This is a genomic window from Phocaeicola faecicola, assembly GCF_013618865.1.
Classification (GTDB): Bacteria; Bacteroidota; Bacteroidia; order Bacteroidales; family Bacteroidaceae; genus Phocaeicola; species Phocaeicola faecicola.
This window is the reverse complement of sequence record NZ_JABSOE010000043.1, coordinates 1-23,970: the sequence shown is the minus strand read 5'-3', so window position 1 is coordinate 23,970 and position 23,970 is coordinate 1. Positions and strand designations below refer to the sequence as shown.

34 protein-coding genes are annotated in these 23,970 nt (G+C 43.3%); 10 read left to right on the top strand and 24 right to left on the bottom strand.

The features are described 5' to 3' along the window. Position 1: 1 nt before the first annotated feature. The 6 genes from H3001_RS12300 to H3001_RS12275 all read right to left on the bottom strand — a co-directional run bounded on the left by H3001_RS12300 (position 2) and on the right by H3001_RS12275 (position 5,850). Positions 2-1,699, bottom strand: coding sequence for a tape measure protein (locus H3001_RS12300; protein WP_181215095.1), 1,698 nt, complete (start codon positions 1,697-1,699; stop codon positions 2-4). A gap of 172 nt (positions 1,700-1,871) precedes the next feature. Next, positions 1,872-2,168: a hypothetical protein gene (locus tag H3001_RS12295; RefSeq protein WP_181215094.1), complete on the bottom strand. Its 297-nt coding sequence runs from the start codon at positions 2,166-2,168 to the stop codon at positions 1,872-1,874. Between the two features lie 16 nt (positions 2,169-2,184). Then, a complete protein-coding gene (locus H3001_RS12290; RefSeq protein WP_219915877.1) occupies positions 2,185-2,607 on the bottom strand; it encodes a hypothetical protein in 423 nt (140 codons plus the stop codon). Continuing rightward, complete coding sequence (locus tag H3001_RS12285; RefSeq protein WP_181215093.1) at positions 2,604-3,806, bottom strand: DUF2586 family protein; 1,203 nt, start codon at positions 3,804-3,806, stop codon at positions 2,604-2,606. Before H3001_RS12285 ends, H3001_RS12290 begins: the two co-directional genes overlap by 4 nt. Positions 3,807-3,820: 14 nt before the next feature. Then, positions 3,821-4,729: a hypothetical protein gene (locus H3001_RS12280; RefSeq protein WP_181215092.1), complete on the bottom strand. Its 909-nt coding sequence runs from the start codon at positions 4,727-4,729 to the stop codon at positions 3,821-3,823. Between the two features lie 2 nt (positions 4,730-4,731). Then, the gene (locus H3001_RS12275) at positions 4,732-5,850 is read right to left on the bottom strand and encodes a head maturation protease, ClpP-related (RefSeq protein WP_181215091.1); all 1,119 of its coding nucleotides are present in this window, start codon (positions 5,848-5,850) and stop codon (positions 4,732-4,734) included. A 149-nt stretch (positions 5,851-5,999) separates the two neighbouring features. Here H3001_RS12275 and H3001_RS12270 point away from each other — a divergent pair, with 149 nt between their 5' ends. The 8 genes from H3001_RS12270 (at position 6,000) to H3001_RS12235 (ending at position 12,607) form a co-directional block, all read left to right on the top strand. Next, the gene (locus H3001_RS12270) at positions 6,000-6,446 is read left to right on the top strand and encodes a terminase gpP N-terminus-related DNA-binding protein (RefSeq protein ID WP_181215090.1); all 447 of its coding nucleotides are present in this window, start codon (positions 6,000-6,002) and stop codon (positions 6,444-6,446) included. Next, positions 6,446-8,008, top strand: coding sequence for a hypothetical protein (locus tag H3001_RS12265; RefSeq protein ID WP_181215089.1), 1,563 nt, complete (start codon positions 6,446-6,448; stop codon positions 8,006-8,008). Before H3001_RS12270 ends, H3001_RS12265 begins: the two co-directional genes overlap by 1 nt. A gap of 11 nt (positions 8,009-8,019) precedes the next feature. After that, positions 8,020-8,262 carry a hypothetical protein gene (locus H3001_RS12260; RefSeq protein ID WP_181215088.1) on the top strand — a complete coding sequence of 81 codons (243 nt, stop codon included), beginning with the start codon at positions 8,020-8,022 and terminating at the stop codon, positions 8,260-8,262. Further along, a complete protein-coding gene (locus H3001_RS12255) occupies positions 8,259-8,693 on the top strand; it encodes a phage protein Gp36 family protein (protein ID WP_181215087.1) in 435 nt (144 codons plus the stop codon). The genes H3001_RS12260 and H3001_RS12255 overlap by 4 nt, the downstream gene beginning before the upstream one ends. Before the next feature lie 120 nt (positions 8,694-8,813). Further along, positions 8,814-10,106 (top strand): phage portal protein family protein, encoded by a 1,293-nt coding sequence (locus tag H3001_RS12250; RefSeq protein WP_181215086.1) that lies wholly within the window; start codon positions 8,814-8,816, stop codon positions 10,104-10,106. After that, on the top strand, positions 10,106-11,518 hold the full coding sequence (locus H3001_RS12245; RefSeq protein WP_181215085.1) for a hypothetical protein: 1,413 nt from the start codon (positions 10,106-10,108) through the stop codon (positions 11,516-11,518). The genes H3001_RS12250 and H3001_RS12245 overlap by 1 nt, the downstream gene beginning before the upstream one ends. Further along, positions 11,515-12,141: a phage virion morphogenesis protein gene (locus H3001_RS12240; RefSeq protein ID WP_181215084.1), complete on the top strand. Its 627-nt coding sequence runs from the start codon at positions 11,515-11,517 to the stop codon at positions 12,139-12,141. Before H3001_RS12245 ends, H3001_RS12240 begins: the two co-directional genes overlap by 4 nt. Beyond that, a complete protein-coding gene (locus H3001_RS12235) occupies positions 12,113-12,607 on the top strand; it encodes a hypothetical protein (RefSeq protein ID WP_181215083.1) in 495 nt (164 codons plus the stop codon). Before H3001_RS12240 ends, H3001_RS12235 begins: the two co-directional genes overlap by 29 nt. Here H3001_RS12235 and H3001_RS12230 read toward each other — a convergent pair. The 16 genes from H3001_RS12230 to H3001_RS12155 form a co-directional block, all read right to left on the bottom strand. Continuing rightward, on the bottom strand, positions 12,599-12,877 hold the full coding sequence (locus H3001_RS12230; protein WP_181215082.1) for a hypothetical protein: 279 nt from the start codon (positions 12,875-12,877) through the stop codon (positions 12,599-12,601). The two genes, H3001_RS12235 and H3001_RS12230, sit on opposite strands and share 9 nt — an antisense overlap. A gap of 508 nt (positions 12,878-13,385) precedes the next feature. Then, entirely contained in the window at positions 13,386-13,769 is a 384-nt protein-coding gene (locus tag H3001_RS12225) for a hypothetical protein (RefSeq protein WP_181215081.1), read from the bottom strand. 1 nt (position 13,770) lies between these two features. Then, positions 13,771-14,028 carry a hypothetical protein gene (locus H3001_RS12220; RefSeq protein ID WP_181215080.1) on the bottom strand — a complete coding sequence of 86 codons (258 nt, stop codon included), beginning with the start codon at positions 14,026-14,028 and terminating at the stop codon, positions 13,771-13,773. A gap of 181 nt (positions 14,029-14,209) precedes the next feature. Next, positions 14,210-14,431, bottom strand: a complete 222-nt coding sequence (locus H3001_RS12215) for a hypothetical protein (RefSeq protein WP_181215079.1) — start codon at positions 14,429-14,431, stop codon at positions 14,210-14,212. Continuing rightward, positions 14,428-14,910 (bottom strand): DUF4494 domain-containing protein, encoded by a 483-nt coding sequence (locus H3001_RS12210; protein WP_181215110.1) that lies wholly within the window; start codon positions 14,908-14,910, stop codon positions 14,428-14,430. The genes H3001_RS12215 and H3001_RS12210 overlap by 4 nt, the downstream gene beginning before the upstream one ends. Continuing rightward, entirely contained in the window at positions 14,910-15,134 is a 225-nt protein-coding gene (locus H3001_RS12205; RefSeq protein WP_181215078.1) for a hypothetical protein, read from the bottom strand. Before H3001_RS12205 ends, H3001_RS12210 begins: the two co-directional genes overlap by 1 nt. A gap of 264 nt (positions 15,135-15,398) precedes the next feature. Continuing rightward, entirely contained in the window at positions 15,399-16,049 is a 651-nt protein-coding gene (locus H3001_RS12200) for a DUF3164 family protein (protein WP_181215077.1), read from the bottom strand. Positions 16,050-16,067: 18 nt separating this feature from the next. Then, positions 16,068-16,352: a hypothetical protein gene (locus H3001_RS12195; protein ID WP_181215076.1), complete on the bottom strand. Its 285-nt coding sequence runs from the start codon at positions 16,350-16,352 to the stop codon at positions 16,068-16,070. A gap of 24 nt (positions 16,353-16,376) precedes the next feature. Then, positions 16,377-16,550 carry a hypothetical protein gene (locus H3001_RS12190; RefSeq protein WP_181215075.1) on the bottom strand — a complete coding sequence of 58 codons (174 nt, stop codon included), beginning with the start codon at positions 16,548-16,550 and terminating at the stop codon, positions 16,377-16,379. Positions 16,551-16,552: 2 nt separating this feature from the next. Then, the gene (locus H3001_RS12185) at positions 16,553-16,828 is read right to left on the bottom strand and encodes a hypothetical protein (RefSeq protein ID WP_181215074.1); all 276 of its coding nucleotides are present in this window, start codon (positions 16,826-16,828) and stop codon (positions 16,553-16,555) included. Next, positions 16,809-17,171: a regulatory protein GemA gene (locus H3001_RS12180; RefSeq protein WP_246368580.1), complete on the bottom strand. Its 363-nt coding sequence runs from the start codon at positions 17,169-17,171 to the stop codon at positions 16,809-16,811. The genes H3001_RS12185 and H3001_RS12180 overlap by 20 nt, the downstream gene beginning before the upstream one ends. Continuing rightward, on the bottom strand, positions 17,146-17,889 hold the full coding sequence (locus H3001_RS12175) for a hypothetical protein (RefSeq protein ID WP_181215072.1): 744 nt from the start codon (positions 17,887-17,889) through the stop codon (positions 17,146-17,148). The genes H3001_RS12180 and H3001_RS12175 overlap by 26 nt, the downstream gene beginning before the upstream one ends. Further along, positions 17,873-18,757, bottom strand: coding sequence for an AAA family ATPase (locus tag H3001_RS12170; protein WP_181215071.1), 885 nt, complete (start codon positions 18,755-18,757; stop codon positions 17,873-17,875). Before H3001_RS12170 ends, H3001_RS12175 begins: the two co-directional genes overlap by 17 nt. Before the next feature lie 73 nt (positions 18,758-18,830). After that, a complete protein-coding gene (locus H3001_RS12165; RefSeq protein ID WP_181215070.1) occupies positions 18,831-20,912 on the bottom strand; it encodes a hypothetical protein in 2,082 nt (693 codons plus the stop codon). A gap of 179 nt (positions 20,913-21,091) precedes the next feature. Beyond that, positions 21,092-21,247: a hypothetical protein gene (locus H3001_RS12160; protein ID WP_181215069.1), complete on the bottom strand. Its 156-nt coding sequence runs from the start codon at positions 21,245-21,247 to the stop codon at positions 21,092-21,094. A gap of 72 nt (positions 21,248-21,319) precedes the next feature. Beyond that, on the bottom strand, positions 21,320-21,577 hold the full coding sequence (locus tag H3001_RS12155) for a hypothetical protein (RefSeq protein ID WP_181215068.1): 258 nt from the start codon (positions 21,575-21,577) through the stop codon (positions 21,320-21,322). 134 nt (positions 21,578-21,711) lie between these two features. On the opposite strand from H3001_RS12155, the gene H3001_RS12150 reads away from it, so the two are divergent. Further along, a complete protein-coding gene (locus tag H3001_RS12150) occupies positions 21,712-22,368 on the top strand; it encodes a S24 family peptidase (RefSeq protein ID WP_181215067.1) in 657 nt (218 codons plus the stop codon). A gap of 1 nt (position 22,369) precedes the next feature. Next, positions 22,370-23,053 (top strand): hypothetical protein, encoded by a 684-nt coding sequence (locus H3001_RS12145; RefSeq protein WP_181215066.1) that lies wholly within the window; start codon positions 22,370-22,372, stop codon positions 23,051-23,053. 221 nt (positions 23,054-23,274) lie between these two features. Here the strand turns inward: H3001_RS12145 and H3001_RS12140 are convergent, their stop codons facing one another. Together H3001_RS12140 and H3001_RS19310 are read right to left on the bottom strand one after the other, a co-directional pair. After that, the gene (locus H3001_RS12140; protein ID WP_181215065.1) at positions 23,275-23,436 is read right to left on the bottom strand and encodes a hypothetical protein; all 162 of its coding nucleotides are present in this window, start codon (positions 23,434-23,436) and stop codon (positions 23,275-23,277) included. 353 nt (positions 23,437-23,789) lie between these two features. Then, the coding region (locus H3001_RS19310) for a hypothetical protein (protein WP_219915875.1) at positions 23,790-23,970 on the bottom strand (181 nt) is incomplete at its 5' end.

Genomic DNA, 23,970 nt, shown 5'->3' with positions numbered 1-23,970 from the left:
ATCATCTTGCTGCTGATGTAGCTATCTCGAGGCTACGGTTGATTGATTCAAGAACTATTCTCTGTATCTCCTTTGTATCGGCCTTATCCATCATCGTTACGTTCAGGTAATCGAAGAATTTGTTTATATTCATCGTAATCTGAGTGTTGCGTGTGCCGCCTGTAACGATTGATTCAGATCCTTTGCCGGATTCATCGGTAGGTGGGGTGTATACGTTGGAAGACGTTTTGGAAGTAGTGCCCCCAGCTGCTTTGGCATCAGATATGCCTTTTGCCTTTTCAGCCAATAGTCTTTGCTGATAGAACTGAGGAATCTGATTACCAAGACTGCTAGTTTTGGAGGCAAGAGTTTTTGCAGAATCAAAACCTACAATATCTTTCGCACCTTTCTGAGCAGCTTTCCATGCTCCATTAAAGTCACCCTTGAAGAGTTTGGATATAGCTTTACCCATTGAGCCTAAGCCGCTGATAATCTCCTTGACTCTATCCACAACATACTCTTTGAGGATATTACCAAAACCTTTAACAACGTCCCAAGTGGCTTTCACTGTTGCACGGAAGCCGTCAAATTTATTCCAACATACCACCAACACAGCGATAAGTGCAGTAATCCCTGCCACTATCAAGCCTACAGGATTCATAGACATTGCCAGATTAAGCAATTTCTGTGCTTTCTCTGCCGCAATCATCGCAGTTACCTGTGCCCATTGTGCAATAGTCCAGCCTTTCAGTATCGTTGTATTTACGAACATATAGCCGTTGTAAGTCGCCCATGCTGCACCTACACCTATCAGAATAGGCTGCAATCTTTCAAAATTGCTTACAAGCCATTCTACACCTGTCTTCATAAATTCAATAACAGGTTCTGTAGCTGTAAGAATATTACTCAAAAGATTGAAACTGGGTATAAGCAACGGTTTTATAACTCCATACAAAGAAATAAGTGTATCTTTTGCCTGGTCGGCAAGTTGTCCGAATCTTCCAAAAGGTGTCTTGGCTATCTTGTCATTCATCTTATAATACTTGCCACCTTCGGAAGTCGCCAGTACCATAGCCTGGCGCATCAGGTCAAACGATATCTTACCTTGTGACATTTCTTCACGGAGCACAGCAACAGACTTGCCTGTCAGCTTTGATATATCAATGAGAGGATTATATCCGTTTGTCACGAGTTGCAACAAGTCCTGCCCTTGCAGCTTTCCGGCTGCCGCTACCTGAGAGAATACCAGTGCAAGGCCTTTGAAACGCTCGCTGTCACCCATTGCAATATCACCCAGCACTCTTAGAGAACTCATGACATTATCTGCCTCTACGCCAAAGCCAAGCATGGTTTTTGCAGCTTCCTGTACGCCTAATCTGCTATAAGGAGAATCAGCAGCATAACGGTTCATCTCCTTGAGCATCTCAGCCGATTTTGTCTGCGAGCCTAACAACACATCGAATGATACTGCCGTCTTATCCGCATCCATACCCATTTTCGCTATGACACCTGTAGCCGCCGATATAGCCACTATCGGATTCGTAAAGAACTCTGCACCCGGCAAGGACATCAAGGCCGATTTCAAGCCGAACAAACGCCCGTTCAACTTCTGCACAGATCTGTCGGTATCGTCCACCTTATTCTGGATTCGCTGCACCTGTTGTACAACTCCATTCTGCTTGCCTTGTATGTTGATTATGAATTCCAGTATATTAGCCATATCGTTTACATCTTGTTTGCTTCGGCCTCGCGCTGGCGTATGTCAGCCAGTTGCGAAAAAGCTTCTGCCCATTGTTCGTCTGTCAATGTCGTTGGGTCTATATGCAGATAGTAGCGCAGCATATTGTCACGGTAGCCTATCCAGTTGTCCGTCTCCTTTCCTCTGGCGGCTTCTACAACTTTTTTAGCGATGCAACTCTTTTTTCGAAGATGTCGCCAAGCTGTTCCGATGCCGCGAAGAAATAAGAATCCTCAGTTCTGATTTCTTCATCTCCTTCTACCCAAAGATTGTTCAGGAAGGCTTCATTCATCTTGATTGCATCTTTGCCACCGTTGCTTGCCGCAAGAGCATATGACATATCGTTTCTATTCGGTTTGCGAAGCAAAGCACTCTTTCCGTCACATTCTATGACGAATGCACCGCCATGTTTCTTCTTGATTTCGTCTATTTTCTCCTTTGAAAATTCCATATTGTTTTAATTTTGATTATATATATCCGTTTACAATATCCATTGCGATAAATGGAAGTTCTATTTCGGCAAACTTGTCTCCCTGGCTCATTCCCTTCGGTATCTCGGTGAACTCAACGCCCTTAATCAAGTCTGTCACAATGGTATCACCCTTAAGAGGATTACCATAGCTGACAACGATGTCCATCTGAACATCAAGGGCATCACCGCCGGCTGCAAGTTCCAGAGCTTCCAGTTCCGACTGAAGAAGACTGATAGTACCCTCATAGCTCTTATTCCCACGCTGAATGGCATGAGGCTTGTCGCCAGTAGCATATAGAGCTTCCTTTTCCTGCTTCTTCGTGTACTTCACGGCTCGCAGACCGGTAGCCAGTCGTCCGCCTACGATGGACTTCACCGAAGACCATTCGTACTCCTTTGTATTGATAATATTCTTCATGACTTAGCTTGAACCTGGAATCCTAATTCAACTTTTATCTGTCTCGCATACCCAAACGGGCGCACCTTAAGTACTACATTGATTGTAGATGTTGCCAATACATTCTGTTTCGGATCTATGATACATACACATCCGCTTTCACCTGCAGCCGTATCTGCCGAAAGTTCGCCTCTTGCCGTCATCTGTGTATTGATGGCCTGTTCCACTGTGCTTTGCCAGCTTTTCAAAACTGCCGGCTGCATGGTACCATCTTCCTGTACATAGATTTCGTCAAGCAACAAGTCAAGCAGAGTATTGTATGCTATGCGGAAAGCCTTGTCGATAACACGGCGATTAGCCAACTGTGCGTAATCGTCAGTAGCCTTGCAGCACATATTATCGTCTGTATAATAATATCCGCTACGACCTACGTATGTGCGTGGAGTGATATATCTCTTGTCATAGATAGTCGCTATATCGTCCATCACGTCCTCCACCTTCTTGTCTGCCAGATACATTACTGTAGGGCCTATTGGTCCGTCAGCCACACGGCCGATATTCCTCTGCACCGATGCTATAGCCACCTTTCCGGCAAACAAACCCATAGCGGCTGCCTTGCTGCCTGTCTTCGTATCACCGATAACAATACATACACCGTTGTCCGTTCCGTCCTTCAAGTCCTTAAGCGTTGCAGCATCCTTATACGCACGTCCTTCCAGTGCAACGAAGATAGGTGCATAGAGGTTGTCAGCTGCATACTTCACAAGCTCCTGAGCCTTTGGCAAAGCCGTGAAGACATCAGGGTCAAGACCTTCTGTAACAACAGGGCTATCTGTATCGGGATCACGACATACTATGATACCGCGCAATTCGCCTTTCTGCTTCTGTAGCAGAGTCTTCAGTTCACCTGTGGTCTTGTCGCAAAGCTCTGTCATAGTCTTCGTCTTGTCGTAACCTACAATGACAAGCGGCGTTCCTTCAGGTGCAACGCTGTAGAAGTCCTTGACATGCTTATATAGCTGAACATTGTCGGTAGTCTCAGCTTTAATGCCTAGAGCTGTCAAGCCTTCAGTACGATAAATCTTGTAAGGAGTGCCAAGTACGAATGTAGAGTCCACTGCTTCAGCTCCGCAAGCCAGAGCCAGCAGCCCGTCCTGGCTTGCAGAGACGGTACCCAGCTGGCCGTTCAAAAACTTAATCGAAATCTTAGGTAATGCCATAAGCGGTCCTCCTGTTATTCAGATGCATCCTGTACCAGCGCATATACGCCTTTCTTGTCGTTACGGCGGATAGTACCACCAACACGAACAAGGAAAGAATAGATGTCACCATAGTACAGAGGATTATCCATGCTGTCGAACATTTTGACTTCTCCCATCGCACGTGAAAGAGAATTTACATGCCATGCTAGACCGGCAGCATTATCATCAGTGTTTCCTCCTGCGCTCCATTTTGCCAATGTACCTCCAGTTGCGTATCTGAGCACCTGAGAACGCTGCATTACGTTGAATGAGAACAGCTTTCCCAGAATACCTCTCTGTGCATCTGCAGATGCAAAGAACGCACGCTGGTCGCCTTCTGTCAAATCGTCAAGCAACTGTGCATACATGTATGCATCAAGCAGCAGATAACGGTCATTATGAGGGATATTGTCCGCATTGAACTTGGTCATAAGTGACAGCACATCAGCTTTTACCAGAGCCTTTCTGTTGCCTGTAGCAGACGGTGTGTAGGCAGTCACTTTTTTGGTTCCTGTTGTGCGAACAAAATGATTACTATCAGGCGACCAGTTATACAACATCTGTTCTGAAGCTTTTTCAATCAGTTCAGCACGGTCCTGACTGATTACGCTGTTACGTTTGCTGTAGCTCAGTTCTACAGTATCCGCATGAGGGATATAGATAGGATCTGAAGTCAGTTCGTTCAGCGTGTATTCTACATCTACATCCGTACGCTTTTTGGCAGTAGCCGGAATTGTTGAACGGTCAATTTCTACCTTACTCGGCGCGCCTGCATTCGGAATGTGTACCTTCTTACCCATGTTTACATACATGTCATCGTTCACTGCCTTGCTCATGAATGAGTTGTCAGCGAACAGCCCTTCTACGATAAGGGCTTGCCAAATCTCTCTTTGTATAGCCATAATTAGTAGTTGGTTTTGAATCGTTCGTTATACTTCTTTTTGTACAAGTCAGGATAGTTGTTTTTCAACTCGGCAAGTCTCTCTGCCTTGTCGATTTCATCCCAAGACATTTGCATAAGGTCATTAGCGGCTCCTCCCGGATTATCTCCAGTCAAATAAGCGTTCACGCTTGCTGTGCGTTTCGGCAAAGCCTCAATGGCTGCACGAGTGTTCTTTTCGTCGCTTGCCATAAGGTTAAGGAATACCGGAACCTGTTCTTTAGTCAATCGTCCTTCTGCCACTGCCTGATTCAAGAAGGCTTCGTGTGCTGTTTTCTGCATAGCCGTAATCTGGTTGGTAAGCTCTGTCACCCTCGCTTCCATCGCAGGAACCTTAGCCGCCTGATTCTCCAGTGTGGTAATGTGTTGCAACATTTCCTGTTCGGTCGCCATGTTGGCGAATCCTGAACGCTTTTTCAGTTCGTCTATCAATGCCATTTCTCTTTGGTTTTGTGCCTCGGATTCGAGGCGGTTAGTAAAAAAGTTGTATATACTGTCCGTTGTAGAATTTTCGCTAAGCTGTGAAGCTGCTGCATCATCACCTGTAATGCCGTCTATCATCTTCAAGTCCATTGCCTGAGTAGCATTAATCCAGTGGTCTTTGCCGTCAAAATATTGAGCCTTTATATCATCGGCAGTCTTGCCGCACTTTGCCGCTATCATCGTGGCAATATCGTTTTCAAGCTGTTCGCATAGGTCTGCCTGTTTGCGCAGATCTTCCGCATTGCCCCAGCCGCCTGAGCTAACACGGTGAATCATCAGGCGGCTGTATCTGTTCATGTACAAAGGCTTTCCGCACAGTGCCACTACTCCTGCTATACTTGCCGCCACACCGTCCACGTGGATAGATATGTCAGCATTACATTCGCGTAGGGCGTTGTATATAGCCATTCCGCTAAACACATCGCCGCCACGTGAGTTGATATGTACTTCCATGCGATTGTATGCAGCTGCCAACTCCATTACCTCAGCCACAACGCGCCCGCTGTCGACTCCTTCGCCGAAGCCTATATCGCCGTATAGCAGAATCTTTACACTGCCGTCGGCATTTATCTGATTTTTGAAGAATGATTGTTTTGCCATTTTGCCTTTCGTTTGATGCAAATTTCCGCAATCTCCAAAAGGTTTCGAAACGGCATTTTCATGATGCAACATTAAAGTGGCATCATGTCACTCACAATTGTGTATCAACACATTATATATCAACTTTGGGCAAACAATTATTATCAATTATGGCAGATTTAAAAAGTGATCAGAAGAAAGCCCTGGCGCGTGATATCTATCTGCTTGGCTCGTTCACCTACGAGGAAATTGCGCAGAAGGTAGGTACGCAGCGGCAGACTATCAGCCGATGGGCAAAACAAGGAGGTTGGGATGACCTGAAGGCAGGTATGAGTGTCACCCGTGAAGAGATATTAAAGCGACTGTATCAGCAGCTCAACAACATCAATGCCATCATTCTTGAACGTGAACCGAAGGAACGATTCGCCAACTCAAAAGAAGCTGACGCAATGGCGAAACTCTCGGCAACCATCAAGAATATGGAGATTGATGTGGGTATCAGTGACATTATCAGTGTGGGTATGCGCTTCGGCGAATGGCTAAGGCGTGTAGATCTTGACAAGGCGAAAGAGTATGTACAATATTGGGACTTGTTCCTGAAAGAACAGATTAAGTAATGGCTACACTTGAAGAAAGACAGAAGATTAAGGAGTGGCAACTGTATGTCCAGGACATAAAGAATGCCACACCGGTAGAGGTGAATATGAGTGAAGCTGAAAAGGCAAAGAAACGTGCATACCTGGAAGCTCACCTGATAGAGTGGATTAAGTACTTCTTTCCGAAGTTTTGCAAGTATGAGTTCGCCAAATTCCAGATAAAGGCTATCAAAAGGATTATCAATAACGATGAATGGTTCGAGGTACTTTCCTGGAGCCGTGAGAACGCCAAGAGTACCATCGTGATGTTCTGCGTGATGTACCTGACACTCACTGGAAAGAAAAAGAACGTAATCCTTGCATCAGCTACGGAAGACAGCGCAATCAAGCTATTACGACCCTATAAGGCTAATTTCGAAGGCAACGGCCGTATCAAGGCATTCTACGGTGAACAGATGAATATCGGCAACTGGACAGACTCGGAATTCATCACGAAAGGCGGTGCATCATTTACAGCCATTGGTGCAGGAAACGCACCCCGTGGTAGCCGTAATGAATCTATTCGTCCGGACGTGCTGCTCCTGGATGACTACGATACTGACAAGGATTGCCGAAATCCGGATACGCTGGAAAAGAAATGGCAGTGGTGGGAAAAGGCTCTCTATCCTACACGATCCGTCAGCGAACCTACACTAATAGTGTTCTGCGGTAATATTATTGCAAAAGATACGTGCGTGGCGCGTGCCGGGAAAATGGCCGACCATTGGGATATAATCAACCTGATAGACAAAGACGGTAACAGTACATGGCCCGAAAAGAATACTCCTGAAGCTATTGCAAGAATACGCAAGAGTATCAGCAACGCATCGTTCCAGGGCGAGTATATGAACAATCCTGTGACTGAAGGAAAGGTTTTCAAGAATGTGGCCCTCGGCAAGATTCCGTCATTGAAGAAGTTCAAGTTCGTTATAATCTATGGTGATCCTGCGTATTCGAATACAAAGAACAAAGCATCAAGTACTAAGGCTGTCTGCTTGCTCGGCAAGTTGAAAGGCGTACTGTACGTTATCAAGGCATGTATCGGCCGTGTGACGAATGCAGAGTATATTGAGTGGTTCTATCTGCTCAGGCAGTATGTAGGCCAGCAGACTACCGTCTACTGTTACCAGGAAAACAACAGTCTTCAAGACCCTTTCTTTGAACAGGTATTCAAGCCGCTTATCCGCGAGGCAAACGAGCGCAAAAAGGATAATCTCTATATAATAGGTGACGGCCGTGACAAGATAGACAAGGCTACACGTATTGAGGCGAACCTTGAACCGCTCGATCGCAACGGCCAGCTTATCTTCAATACGGAAGAAGAAGACAACCCTATGATGATAGAACTACGTGACCAGTTCAAGATGTTCGAGTTGTCACTTCCTTATCCTGCCGATGGGCCTGACTGCGTGGAAGGTGGAAACAATGTAATAGACAGCAAGATGAAGGAACTTGAACCCGGTACCACTATTTCGTATGAGGATTTACAGGAAAACAATAATTTCAGAATGAGTAGGAATTATGAAAAAAGAAGTTTAATCTAAATTAAAAAGTCATGGATATAACACTTTATAAAAAAGCACAAGCTATTCAACATGCACTTGAATATTACAGAAAGCATAAACAAGAACTTATGGAAGTAGGATTTATGAATGGTGGAGTCATCAAATATTCATATAATTCAAGAACTAATGACGTGACCTTGGACAGTACTCTTTTGGGCAATTTTATTAGTGATTATTCGTTTAAGTTAGAAAAACAAATTCAAGAACTTGAAAAAGAATTCAATGAGCTATGAACAACTTTATCCAAGTAACTGACTACGATGCTACGATCCATCGTGAAATACTAGATTCGCTGCTCCGTGAAGATGCCGGAAGCAGTGCGACTATAGAAGTATGCGAAAACAGAGCAATCGCCACCGTAAGGGCATTGATAAGCAGCCGCTACGACTGTGACGCTATCTTTTCCGCAACGGGCGACCAGCGCAATGTCATTATACTGAAAGTCTGCATAGACATAGCAGTATATGAGATATTCTGCCAGCACAACCCTTACAAGATGTCGAAGACAAGGGAAGACCGCTACAAGGATGCTATGGATTTTCTCAGGGAAGTACGCGATCACCTGGCAAGCATAGAAGGTGCTCCGCTTCTTCCTGTAGATACCCAGAAGGACAACAGCCCGTGGCAGATAGAAAGTAATGAACTTCGTGCTACCCATTTTTAACTGTTCAATAACCGTTCACTGAACGTTCGCTGAACGCCTGGTGAACACTCAATAATTATCATTATGGCCAGAAAAAAGAAAAATAGAAAAATAACTCAGGGTGGCATGCTCGGCCGCTCCGTGAGTACAAAAATAGATACAGGATTCCGATATACCGAACCCGACATAATCCTTCAAATGCCCGAACTCTTCATGTTCGACATGCGTACATACATGAACAGCCTTGAAGCTGCAAAGAGTATCGACTTCTACAGCCGTGTACGCCTGTACGATATGTATGAATCGGCACTGCTAGACTTATGGCTGTCAGGTATCATCAATAAAAGACTTATCGGTGTGTCGCGTATTCCGGTTGAGTTCCGCCGTGACGGAAAGCCGGATGAAGCAGTGAACCGACAGATACGTTCGCCTTGGTTCCGCAAGTTCGTGAAGGACGTGCTTATGTCCAAATTTTGGGGCTTTGCAGCTTTCCAGTTTTTCAAGGATGATAAAGGCTGGATAACCTACGAAAACATACCCTACAAGCACTATGACCCTGTACGCCGTCAGATATTGAAGATGCAGAGTGATAACGAAGGTGTGCCTATAGAGGCATGGCCCAACACACTTGTAGTCTGCGATGATCCTCGAGGACTCGGTATGCTTGCCGAACTTGTACCGATGGTGCTGTACAAGCGCGGCAACTTCGGCGATTGGGCGCAGTTCTGCCAGATATTCGGTATGCCGATACGTGAATATACATACGATGCCGGAGACGAAGAAGCACGCAAGAGACTTATCCAGGACGCACGCACTCAAGGCGGAAATGCCGTATATATACACCCTAAGGAATCATCACTCAATATCATTGAGTCAAGCAACAAGAGTGGAACTGTAGACCTATACAACACATTCAAGGAAGCGTGCAACACGGAAATGTCCGTGCGTGTCCTCGGTAATACGCTTACTACTGACAGCAAGGCTACAGGAACACAGGCTCTCGGAACGGTGCATCAGGACGAAGAAAATGCAATCAAGGAGGACGACCGTGATTTCGTGCTTGACGTGCTCAACTACGAAATGACAGAGATATTCTCCAACCTCGGCATCAATACTGAAGGCGGTGAGTTCGTTTATGTGGAAACCATCAAACTGGATCCGAACAAACAGGTAGACGTTATCCAGAAGGCTAAGGCTATGGGATTGCCTATCTCTGACGACTATCTTTATAGAATCCTGAAGATAGAGAAGCCGGACAACTACGAGGAACTGAAGGCTGAGATAACGGCACAAGAGGAAGCGAACCGAAAGCTACAGGAACAGATGGCAAATGCACTCGAAAAGCCAAGGAATAAGGAAGAAGTGGAACTGCGTAACAAGATGATGAGTTTTTTCGGACTAGCCCCGAAGAAAAGCGGGGCTTTAGAATTCTGATGAATGAGTTATACTCACATGACTGCCCGGCATGTAGCGGCAAGTACCCTCGCAACGAAGCCGAAACGGGGATCAACTTCAGTGCAGAAGTTCTGACTAAGGCTCTGCAGTCCATCTATGACGGACTAAATTTAGAAGACGACATTCAGCGTGATGCCTTTGAAGAGATGCTGCGTATCTTCAATGAAGCTGCCGTTGCCGGTGTGCTTGCATCAAAGAAGACACCGCCACGCATGGAAAGATTTCTGGAGCAATTGAAGTATAACAATGAGGTATTCTCTGCCTTCAAGGTACACCGAATGCAGAACGATATGGCTGCTCGTATGGTTGATGAAAACGGACAGCTTAAGCCGTTTGACAAGTGGAAACGTGATATCGAGGATATTGCCGATCACTATTGCAACCGTTGGCTACAGACAGAGTATGACACTGCCGTACTGCGTGCACACCAGGCGACAGACTGGCTACAGTTTGAGGACGAAAAGGACGTATATCCTAATGTAAGATGGATGCCTACCACTTCGCCCAATCCTGACCAATACCATAAGCAGTACTGGCGTGTGAAACTTACTCTGCCGATTGATCATCCGTTTTGGAAGAGTCATCGTCCCGGTGACAGGTGGAACTGCAAGTGTTCGCTGCGCCAGACTGATGAGCCGGCTACTACTGAAGCAGTAGCGGACTTCAAGCCTATTCCTTCACAGCCGGGACTGGACAACAATCCTGCTGATGACGGCAAACTGTTCAGCGATTCGCACCCATACTATACAGAGGCTTATCCGGGGGCGAAGAAAGCGGCGGAAAAGGCTGTTAAGCAGAATAAAAAGAATAGCTTTGATTATAAGAAGTATATTGCTGAATATGATATAGCAGAATCAGTATCTATTGTTCCTAAAAAGAGTGAAGAAGAAACTTTTGAAAAGATATTGGATCAGTTGAATATTCGTATGAAACAATTCAACATTCCTAAGTTCCACAATATCGGCAAGCCATCAAACAGTAACGCCATAGCATCATGGGATGACCACGATAACAGTCTGAATCTTAATCTGGCTAAACTTTCACACCCTGAAAAGATTTGGCAGAAACTTGAACAATATAGAAAAAAAGGCATCAAATACGATTCTACAGAAAGTGTAGAAGACCTGGTAAGAAATGTAATTGACCATGAATTAGGTCATAAGTTGATGTATCAATACAACATGAAATCTGATGCTATTGATACTCAGGTTAAAGCAGGAAAAACAGTTAATGGAGTAAATGAATTGCAGGAATTAGGATATTACGCAACAACTGATGTTGATGAATTCTTTGCAGAGGCATTCGCGGCATATATGGGACCTGGCAGAGATAAATTAGGAGAAAATATCAAAGGAATGATAGAAAGAATGATTAATAAAGTAAAGAAATGAGCGCACCAAATATCAACAAGGAAGTGAAGAAGGCAGTAAACGCATTGCTGCATCTGCAAAGGCGTGTATTGCCTGTCAAGGTAGGAACTACTGCTGTTAATATGTTTAAAGACAACTTTACGGAAGGCGGCTTCTTTGGTCAGACATGGCAAGAACCGATAAGAAGGAAACTGTCTTTCAACGGTGCAAGAGGTCAGTACGGTACATTGCAATCAAGATCAAGTCATCTGATGCGCTCTTTTGAGAAGGACATCAAGACACCCGGAAGGGTAGTTATAAGAAACCCTGTAGAATATGCAGCCATACACAATGACGGCGGCACAATTACTGTAACGGCAAAAATGAAACGGTACTTCATGGCTAAATTCATTGAGACTAAAGGAAGCATGAGCAGGACGAAGAAAGGCAAGCTCGGCAAGAACAAGCGCAATCAAGGACTTAGCCGTGAAGCACAGTTCTACTTGGCAATGGCTCACAAGCAAGAAGGCAGCCAGATACGGATGCCTAAACGCCGTTTCATGGGCAATCACCCTGTTCTGACGAAAAAGATAAGTGACATCATTTACAACGAACTCAAAAAATTCATAGACGATTATGGAAGAAATATTGGAACAACTCGTTGAGCTGATAGGAAATGCTTTCCCGAATTGGGGAACAGTGGACGAAGACTACGGCCAACTGGAAATGATAGACATGACCGACAGAGACACCTATCCAATTACATATCCTGCATGCCTTATTGATGCAGCAGATTGCAGCTGGAGCAACGTGGAAGGCATTAGCCAGAGGGGAACTTTGCAAGTACGCGTACGACTTATCCTGGACTGCTACGATGATACCCATTACAGAAGCGGCACTGTAGATAAGATCCGTGAACGTTCGGAACTGCGCAAACAGTTGCATCTGCTATTGCAGGGCCACAGATACGAAGGTCAGGAACTTATCCGCACCTCCAGCCGTTTTTATACACAAAACCACGGCATAAAGGTGTATGAATCCCTCTATACCGTGGCTGTAAGCGAATATATCACTGAAAATCTTCAACCGGTAAGTCCTGGTATCAAGATTGCTGCAAAATCATTAAAATAATGATAGCTGCACACTCACCTGAATAGGTGCAATACCTATGCGCTTGCGTGTCTTTTTCATCTTCTTGATAGGCTCTCCTGCTACAAAAGTATTGTTGCGTATCATCTGACGGATAATAGCCTGTATGCGGTATTCCGACAGAAAAAAGGCACGCGACAATGCTTTCACAACATCCGAATAAGTGCGTAATTGGGGTTCAAGCTGATGGTACATCTCAGCTATCTTCTGATTTCTTTCCTCTATAAGAGTCTGACTTCTTCCTCGTTTCATGGCAAAAATGGATTAAAAGGCAGTTGGCAGCTGCATTGTTTTACAAAAATACACATTTAACCTGTAATCGCAAAACAGTCAACTCTATATAATTCATATACCTAATTACTCTAATCAAAAGAAAGCCCCGACAAAGCTGTTTAATTGTCGGGGCTTTTAACGTATGTCCTGCAATTCCAATTTGGCGGCCAGGTATGCAGATATGTTGGCAGCACTGATACTGGACTTATCCCTGAGCTGGTATCTTAATCGTTATAGCGGGCTGCCTTGGCTTTCTCCAGTATGGAATTCACTCTTTTCTGCCAGGTGTGTACGTCATACTTTATTCAATCTATTTTCAAACTCCGTGAGTATTGCTTCTCCATGTATTGGATTCCATATGTCTAATTAAGCATTCTTTGTTTCGTATAAAAAAACAACCTTTGCACTTCTTGTGTGCTTTTTCACATCTTAATGTAAGTCCGTTAATTTGAAAGACTTCTCCGATTTTATATTCTTGAATCATAATCTAATCTTTTTCAATATAAATAAATTCTCCTGCCAATAGTAGCACTGGTTCACTGACTCCCATTACCCATTCACCACGCTTGTTGTCCTCACCGGGAGGAGGTGAAACTATGTCATGTTTGGTTCCTGGTTTTATATTTGCAAATTGCGTCCCAAAGGCCTTGCAATTTGTCACCATAATACGATTTAATTTTAGCTTTGGCTTACATTTCTGCATCTTCTTAACATCAGATTCTCGTATAGTAATTGTACCAAGCCTGTAAGATTTACCTGTGATGCCGCATTCCTTACATTTGTACACATCGTATGATCTTTTCACTCCATGGGTAATAATATTCTGTTTTTCCCAATCGTGACCGCCTGTATTTATCAAAAATGTTTTCATATTATAAATCAATAATTTCAGCTCCTCTAATCTTATCCGGCAACGCTCTTATGAGGTCTGCCGTATCGTTGTTCTCTACATTGAAGCAGACACCCAGATATTCGGGGTTATGCTTGCTTCGTTGCACCTTGAAGTCGCAAGGGCGGTCATATACTGCCCACAGATAGCAGAACTGGCTCATTGCGCTGTAGTGTATCTTGACCGCCACTCTGCGAGGCTTAAACAGTTGTTGCTGGTAGTCCTGGATCATATGGCTCAATACTGATAATTCTTTCGCCTGATACTATCACTCTGCCTGTGCCGTTGCACTGAGGGCATTTCCTTTGCAGAGGGTATTCTTGTCTTACATCGTCTTTTGCGTAAAAGACTTCTACGCCTGTACCTGAGCATTTTTTACAAAGGCATATCTTTTTGTGTATGTATGATTTCTGTTCCATAATTTATTCTTCTTCTTTATTGTTCAAAATAATATCTACTGCATCATCTAAGGCTGTATGCTTAAGCAGATTCATTGCTGCATCCCATCCGGCTTTGAATATATCAGCCTGAAGGTAAGCTGCTACATCATCTTTACACTCACTTGTACATGTCAATTTACAACAGTCTCCGTACTTACATCTCTCACGTTTGAATTTGAGTGTCGCCTGTTCTTTCGGTGTCATCTGTTCTGTACTTCTTTAAATTCAGGTTTCACATCGGGATCTGCTACATAGGGATATACATCCATGATTGCAGTTTCGCTAACGGCTGCTATCTCATAATCGGCAAGAGTGTCTTTCATCCCTTCATCGAGTTTCTTGATTGCATCTTTAATGTCAGCCGACTGTACAAGTACATAGCTTGCTGTCTTTTTCTCTATTCCGGTCTTTTCGTCAAGAGTAATGAAATAGAGCTTGCACTTATACCATTTGTCGGCTGATTCTTCGTCACAGAAGAAAAGCTCGCTGTAGTTGGCTCTTGTCACATCTGATACAGTGAACTCACCGCTGATGAACGGTGTTATCTCTTCTATTATTCTTGATTCTGCTTCTGTAAAGCTGAGGGCATCTACAAGATAAGGTTCTGTTACTTTCTTATTCATTCCGTTTTCTGCAACTTTTTCATAACGGATTTTGCATGTAAACCAATTGTGCATCATAATTATTCGTTTTTATCTGTTATATCTCTAAAAATTACATTCTCCTTGTCTGTTCGTATATCCTCGGTGCAGCAGCCTGTAAAGTCCAGTACACGAAGATTCTTGTAGCATTCCATATTTTCAAAGGCGCATCCGGCACATATATTGCCTTCTTCTGCCTTATCAACTCTGTAGGTGCGTTCGCCTATTTGGAACTCTTCGCCTATCTCTCTGTCAAGTTTTTCCATATCTCGTTTATATCTGAGATTAATTCGTCTAATTCATATTTCGCAGATATTTTGTTGAAACACATAAGGTAACCTATTGCTGTACCTATTCTGCATACTATCTGAAGAATAAACCCAGCTATTATCCAAGGGAAAATGAAAATGCCGAATATAATCATCAGTATTATAATTGTCTTTTTTGTGTCTATCATATAGTTTTTTTTAAAGGACCGCCGCCTTTTGCAAGACGGACGGTCAGGTTTTACTTAAACGTGCTCGGCTTTTTTACATTGCCGAAATACTAAGAGGTACATTCTTCATCTTGCCCTCATCGTCATCATCGCGGACCTCGAGTGTGATGAACTGGCAGGAAGGCACAGGCTTGTAGGCATCCTTGATAATCTTGATACCCTCGTTCAGTGTCTCATCGTTGAGTTTCGACGCAAGCTGTTCAAGCTCCAGCACCTTGTTTGCACGAAGACTGCCTTTTGCGTCCTTAGCCATCAGGCGGCGAATTGTAGATACCAGTGCAGCACTCTTATCATCTGATACCAGAGAGCCAAGGAAGTCCTCTATCTTCTCCAGTCCGGCATCTACCGTATCGTCCCAGCCTTCATTAGTACGTTGGCCAAGTTTCAGACTGTACTTGTTGTCCGAAGTGGTAAAGGTGTCACTCTTGCGGTCGCCTTTGGTCTTGAATAGCTCATTCTTTGTCTTGATGAGTGAGGTGCATTCCTGGAATACTTCCTGTTTCACCCTCTGCATCTCTGCCGACAATGCCATGAGCTTTTTCGCACAACTAACTACTGTAGCGTCTACTAATTCCTTGTAGGCCTTACGTTCGTTTTCGATTCTTGCTGCTTCTGCTTTTTCTTCCTGCATTAATTGTTCTTTCAATGCACGTCTTTCTTCCTGTGTCAATTTTGATAAATCCATAACTAATAATTTAAAAGGTTAATACTTGATACATTTTCTTTTATGTCTGAAATCTGTTAATAGGTCAGCCAGTTTGTTTACTTTCTCTTCATACTCGAAATACATAGTCTGTTGTTTTGTAGTTGCTTCGCCAGACTCTTGTATATCCTTGTAATATTCATACTTCTTTTCAGCCTTTTCAAGCTCTTTTTCCAAAGCCTTGATTATAATGTCGCCTGAAAGTTCAAGTTCCTGCTTGTTGAATCCAAGAAAATCTACATATCGCCCGGGTACTCCCGGCATAGGTTCTGTTATTATTTCCATACTTCTGTTCTTATATCAAAAAAACTATTCATCATCGTCTGCATTGTCGGCAAATGCGACAAGCATCTTTGAGCATTCTATCTGTAGGTCCTGTGCTTCTGCTATAATCTGGTCTAACAGAAAGTAGGCTTCATCTGGGGTACGTTGGGCAACAATACTGTGCAACTCATTTACAATTCTTTGTGTAATCTCGTCCATAACTATGAAAATTGTTGGTTAGCTATTCCTCCATATAGTTCCACTTCGTGAGTTTCCTCCAGTTTCACTCTATACATTGTCTTCGCTTCCGCTTCCAATGCCCTGCGTTTCTCAATGAGAATAGAGCGTTCGCGAATGATATCCGTCATTTCCTTGCTGCTGATTCCATCCTTAAGTATCTGGCTGTTGAGGGAATCAATCTTTTTCGTGATTCGTGGCAGCTCATCAAGTATGTCGCTGATTCTGTCACATAATTCGTCAGTGATTGTTTTTGCCATATTTCCCCTTTTTAATGATTGATTCAAGTTTCGCTATAAGATTGATAAGTTCATCGTATGTCAATTTGTAGAACGGTTTTCCGGCTATACGGCTGTCTTCCAGGAAGGCATTTACACGGTTCCAGTCCGTTGTGTCTATCCCTAACTTGGTAAGCCTTGCCAATACTGCCGAACGCTGTCTTTTCAGGCTGTATTCCCGGCTTTCGTCCTTGCCTGAGATATAGTCCATCAGTTTTTTCGCTTCTTCGATTGTAAGGTCTTTCGTGCTGTTTGTACGTCCGCCTGTAAGCCCTGTAATCATGTTTCTGTATGTGTCTTCATTCAGCCCATGCTGATGGTACATCGCATGCATCTTCTTGATCATCCATTTCGGTATCGGTAAACTCGTTGTTGCCATCGTCATTGATTTTATTGTTTCCACCGGAGCAGCGCGCCGCCCCTTCTTCCCATATCGTATAAAAGACTCCCGGCTTCGGACTGAATCGTCCTTTGCAATATGCCTTGAAGCTTTCCACCCAGATTTTCACCGCTGCATCATACATCAGGTTCACTGCACTTCGGCCTAACGGCTTGTTTCCGTCTGCACGGCTAACGAAGATTATCAGCTTGTTGGGGTGACGGTCTACAAGCCCCTGATAGCCGTTGGGGCCTTTGGTAGTGAAGCCGCCTGCCTGAAAACTGTCGATGATGTATATCTGCTCGCTGCGTGGTGCGTTCATTCGTGCCTCCAGTTCCTCAAGAGTCAGCTTGCAAGTGAAGAATTTCTTGTCTACCTCCCACATTTCGTTACGTTCCAGCATCTTGATAAAGGTGTTGTCCTTGTCTTCCTCAATGGAATTGTAGAACACCTTGCCGAAACGGCAGAGATACTTGGCAAGCTGCATAGTGAACGAAGACTTGCCGTTTCCACTGTTGCCCCATATTATCCATAGTCCTGTGGTAGCCGGACGGCCGAAAGCCTGTTCCCATTTCCCCTCAAAATCCATGACGGGGCGTTTCATTCTCATGAGTTCCGAAGGGGAATAGGCTCTCTTGCTCCGTTCCTTAGTCTTCTTTTCCATTGAGCACCTCTTTTTCGATTTCTGTATAGACTCTTCTAAGGTTGCCCCCGGCTCTGTTAATTATCTGTCGTATATCGCAGCCAGTAGGGCGGTTCAGTTTGGCTATCATGTAGCTTTGAGCTTCCAAGAACTTAGCGCGCTCCTTCATATCTTCAGGAGTGATACGGTTGAACTTGCCGCCATATCTGCTGAACATCTCTTCATAACTGTTCGTCTCTCTCTCCATACCTGAACGTATCTTTTTCTTCAATCCGTTGGCACCCATCATGAACCATCCGCAGCAGTGTTCGGTAGCATTCCAAAGGGCTTTCAGTTCCTCAAAGGTCTCGTATGCTATGTCTCCGGCTTCATCAAGGATGATAAGAGGACGTTCAATGCTTTTCAGGTAGTAGACCAGATCATCGTATACATCTGCATAGCGGCCGTTGAAATTTACCCCGAATTCCTTTGCTATGTGGCGTATCATACGCATCTTTGTTTTCACCTGTCCGCAATCAACGTATATAGCGTTCTTGTGAGTGCGAACGTATGCCTTTGCGGTGAAAGTCTTGCCGATGTTGGGAACATCGCAGAGAAGACCGCTAAGGCTGCTCTGCTGGCAGTATTCAAGCTGCTGGGTGATGTATGTATATACAGGAGTTTCGGCAGCTTTCCATTCCATTTCCGAACGAAGGGAAACATTCAGTCGTCTTGCCAGTGTTACCAGTGTGGCCGTTGATACACGCTCAGTCTCTCCATTTTTGATTGATGAATAATAAGCCTTGCTGAGTCCTAATGCTGTGGCGTGCTTCGCATCGCTATCGTAGTTCTTGCGATTTTCCTTTACCGCATCGAAAATTCTGTCTCTCTGTGTTTTTGTCAGTTCCATATCTATAATTTTTTAAGTTAATGAATCGTTTAAAAGGTGTTCACTGAACGTTCGCTGAACGATCTTTGAACGGTTATAAATCGGCTTTCGCCTTCTGGCTTATGTAGTCCAAGTCAAGGTATAACTCGTATTCGTCATACGGATCTTGCTTTTCTTCCTTGCGTGGCAAGTCGTATTTCGGTTCTTCTTCCGGCGGCAACTGTACTGCCTTAACCTCTTCCTGTTCCAGCTGCTCAATGGCCTGTTTGCGCTCGGCAGATATAATCTGTACCCGTGTCGGCTTGTTGTCCTTCACCATCTTGTCGAACTTGCTGATGTACTTGCGCTGCTCGAGGAATATCTTTTCATCGTCAGCCGTGCGTTCCATCTGAGCCTCGTTGTATTCACCTATGTACTTGCAAGTGTCGATATAGTCGCCGTCCTGGTAGATATACACCTCATTGAAGTTGCCCTGTTCGTCTGGAAGGTAATAGGCTTTCACCTTATTGTTGTTCGGATCAAGACGCCTCAGAGCTTCAGGACTGCTCAGCCAGAAGTCGCGGTACTGAACACGGACGCAACTGTTACGGTTGACTGATGTGGAAGTACACTCACCAATGAATCTGTACAGTGTTCTTTTGTCCATAGGCCGCAGATCAGGATTCATGTTGTTGCAGAGCACTTGCCATCGTGTCATGCCCGGATAGAGCTTCTGATTGGGGTGCAGCATGTTGTTGTATTCCTGAATGTCTGCCATGTCGTCGGCTATCAGTTCCTCATAATCGTAGGTTTTCTTGTCGACGTATGTGTTGTTCTTTTCATCAAAGACCTTCTGGTCGTACACCTTATTTGCGCTGAGCCTTAACCACCATCTACCGATTCCTGCATGATTCTTCTTTTCTACTGAGTATTTCTTCGCACGGTTGAAATGTTCCGCTCTCTTTTCCTGAGAGTTCGTAGGAGCACACCAGCGGACGAAAGAGAATATTACTCCAGGCTCCATGAATGTGTCCTTGAACTGGCTTACTATATGGTTTTCCACCTCAATTTCGCCCGGCATGTTCCAGCCGTTGCGGTCGATAACCCTGAACATATTGCGAAGACAGGAGATGAACAGTGCTGCTGTCTTCTCTCGGCTGTAAGCGTAACCTATTACGCAGCCACTTGCCACATCGTAAGCGTAGTAAGCCTTCGGACGGATTCCTCCGTGTGTCTTGCGTGGAAGATTACGGTCGTCCAGCGAAATCTTGCTGAATGAGAAGAAGGCACTGGCTCGCCTCATGTGCGGCCTCATGCTGTGATTGAAGTTTGTCCAGTCCTGACGCATATTCTCTATTATTACTCTGTTCTTGGGGTTATTGATATAGTTCCAGACGGTTGCCCGACTTATTGTGATTAGTTTTCCATTCTTGTAAAAGTCCTGAGGGTTGAACATTTCGCCTATAGTGGTATCTACCACATCTATTTCCTCTGCAAAGAAGGCATTGATCTGTTCCATTATCATTGAGTTGAAAGGGCTGTTGTCCTGTACCGCAATGGCAAGTATCAGTCTTTCCAGATTCACCGATACCTTGCGTGCACTCTGGTTGTTGTACTTCTTCGATACCAGTGCAGCATAGCTGCCTTCCTTATATTTCCTGAGAGTATCCTGAAGTCTTGAAGCCGGCAACGTGTGTCCTACCTTGGTACGGAAGTATTCTACAGCTTCCACCACTTCATCCCATTTCAGCTTGCTGCCCATTGCCTTTTTCATCATCGCCTTGTTTTCGGTGAACTTGATTATTGCATTGAGAACGCTTGCGTTGATAGTGTATTCCTTCTGCACCTTCGGGCTTATATTCGCCCCATCGGCCTTGAACACCTCAGTGGAATAGAACTCTCTGGCTGCCGTGTCCACCTCGTAGAACGTGTCGAAATATCTGTGCAGATACATGTTCGAGCCTTGCGGATATTTATGTCTGATTCTCTCACGGAATCTCTCAGGCAGACTTTCAAGTTCTATAAGAGCGTAGTTGTTGAGTCCCTTTCCGGCTCTCACCACATTAATCTGCTTTGTCGCAGCCAGCTTCTTGTAATTGCTTGGCGACATTATGGCATCGCTCGGTTGTCCTGCCGGAGAATCATTCCTCGTAAGGTCGTCATAGCTGATACACAGCTTGTCATCGTAGTATTCCATTATATCCTCCGTGTTATTCGTTATACATAGTGCAGTTCCGGGAATCGAACCCGGCTTGCGGCCGTCTGTGTCTCTTTACCTTGTTACCTATCTAAACTCTAACCTAATAACCAAATATGAGCTAGTAATTGTATGTTTGTTATCCTGAAAAAGCACAGATCCGCGAACTGCTTGTTTATTCATTTCTTTTGTCCGGCCTCCTTATCCATTCTGCCTGCTACAGGAATCATCGCTATAACCAGAATTATCATTATAACCAGATTCACCGTTCCGTGAATACTGGCATTAATCAGTGCCACCAATGCCAGTATAAGTAAGTAGTGTATTGTCTTCATGATTCTTGATTTTTGAATGAGGAGCCGCACCTATCTTCACAGACCACTACGGCTATATAATGGAATATCTTGTTATTGGTTAATTACCTGTTTTACATTTCCGTGACTGTCTAATACTTTCACTATCTTCTGAGGAGCATCAGCCACTGTAATATTCAGCAGTACACCACCGCTTTTCAGTGCAGCTTCGCGTATTCTTTTAGCTTTATCACTGTTCCTGCCGAAAAGCAATGCCTGGCTGACAAATTGTACTGTAACTCCGAAATTTTTTGCGAGCTGAGCCTTAAGTGCTGCATTTGCTTCGATTTTCTGTCTTGTTTTCTGTTCCATATTTCTAATAGTATTAAAATTTTTCGCTAAATTTGGCGCGTGTTTCATTTAATCATGGCACAAATATCGAAACTACTTTCGAGAAAAGCAAATAAAATAGAAACAAAATTCGATAAACCGAACTTTTTTTAATTATGAGCGAAACAATAGGTGATAGAATAACATTGATTGTAGACAAATTATGCGATAAGAAAAACACTGTATTAGCCTCAAAAACAGGTGTTAGTGAAGCAAATATTCGTAATTATAGGAATGGTGTTATGCCTAAAGCTGATTTTCTTGAAAAAATCGTAAGAAGTTTCGATATAAATTCATTTTGGTTATTAACAGGAGAAGGAAGTATGTTTCTTGATGAAGATTCATCCATCTCTGTAGCCCATCATACCGACAATCCGAATGAAGGAATACCATTAATACCAATCTCCGCAATGGCAGGAGCCTTCACCACAGAAAGTCAGGTGTTAGAATGTGACTGCGAAAGATATGTAGTGCCGGCATTCAAAGGAGCAGACTATCTTATAGGAGTGAAAGGAGTAAGCATGCACCCTCGATTTTCGCCTGGAGATATAGTAGCTTGTAAACGTCTTCCTATGACAGATCTTTTCTTTCAGTGGAACAAAGTCTATGTTCTGGATACAGATCAAGGCCCGTTAATAAAGAGACTTAAGCCCGGATCTGACAAAGAACACGTACTTCTGGTCTCAGATAACCATGAATACGATCCTTTTGAATTATCAATAAACAAGATATATCACATCGCCTTAGTAATTGGCGTTATAAGACTAGAATAATATGGGATGTTTAGTAATTGGTTTATATGTATTAGGTTTCTTATTCTTCTTCCTCATAGGTATAGCTGCATGGTCGGACGGTGAATATTGGCAGTCTGTTGCATCATATATTATTTCTTTATTAGTGTTGCCTATTTCTTTTTATAATTCAAAATACATGAAGAAATATAGAGAAAACTATGAAAAAGAGATGGCTAAACGTAAAACTATGTCCTTAGTTCAACATACTACTATAAAACAGATCATGGAGACTGTGTATGTATTGGAAACCACAAAGAAATATGATGTTTTTACAAGCAGGCTCGAATTCCTTCTTGAACTTTTAAAAGTATATCAGGCAGCACTAGAAGCTGGCAATATAGATAACACAATAAAAAAAGGATTAGAATTGTATATGGGGTTATATTATAATAGAGAGATAACCACATGCCAGATTCATGTGTTGGAAGACCCCAAAAAGTATGTAACAAAAGAATTTATAGCAGAACTGTATATTTCTTTTTTCTCCAGATACAGCAGACAGTTGAAAGATGAGCAGTTAAGCCTGAAAACGCAGAAAGCAAAGGATAAAAGGACAGATCAGTTAATAGAAACTAGTATTAAAATAAAGGATAAACTTCAAGAATTAAGTATGAACCATTACGCAATGGAAATAGAAACTCTAATAAATAACTTTCAAAAATAATATATCGAATAATATGAGCAGATTACCTTTGAATATGGAAAAAGGCATAAAGTCAGACATAGAAAAGACTAAATGCCCTGTACATGGAGAACATCCGAAAGTAACATTTTCTTTAAATGGTTTCAATGTTTCATGTTGTTGTGAAAATTTTCGCAAAGATACCATCAACAAATGCCAGCAAGCTATAAGTAAAGCCCTACAAGAACAGATATTGAAGTCTTTCAAGGGTTTGAAATAGTCTTTGTTACTACAACAGCAGCAATATTGGAGATTTCGGCACCATCATTTGTTATAGTTCTCACTTTTTCGAGAAATTCATCTAAAGTGAGAGCTGTAATGTTTTCAAATTCAAATGATACATTATATTCTTTATTATCACTCATACAATTCGTTTTAAAATTCAACAATTTGCGCCCTCACACGCATTTTTCTACCTCAAAAATACATAATTCGCTGATAATGACCAACTATAACCCCTTATATAACAATTATTTGCACAATAACCTATACAAACACAAACATGTCATTTTTATGTAGTTTTCCTATGTTTAAACTATGTTTTTTGCGTTCACTGAGTGTTCACTATGTAGTTTTCTTGCTTTGAAATCGCGTTAAAAGTGTTAAAAGGTAACCCTAAAGTAACCCTAAACTCTAGCCAAAAAGACAATTTCGAGAATAAAAAGTAACCCTAAATCGTAACTCTAAAGTAACCCTTATCCCCGAAATTAACAGATAATTAACAAAAAGGCAGAGATAGCCATTCCAACTGGAACAACCGCTTCTGCCAAGAGTAAGCTTCCAAAATTGGCGTATTGACTAGCATGTTTCTTTCCCATACCTTCGTGCTAAACTTAAAACTTGAAAGATTATGTTTAGCGAAAAAGATTTTGAAAGACTGTGGTTCCTCTACAAGACCG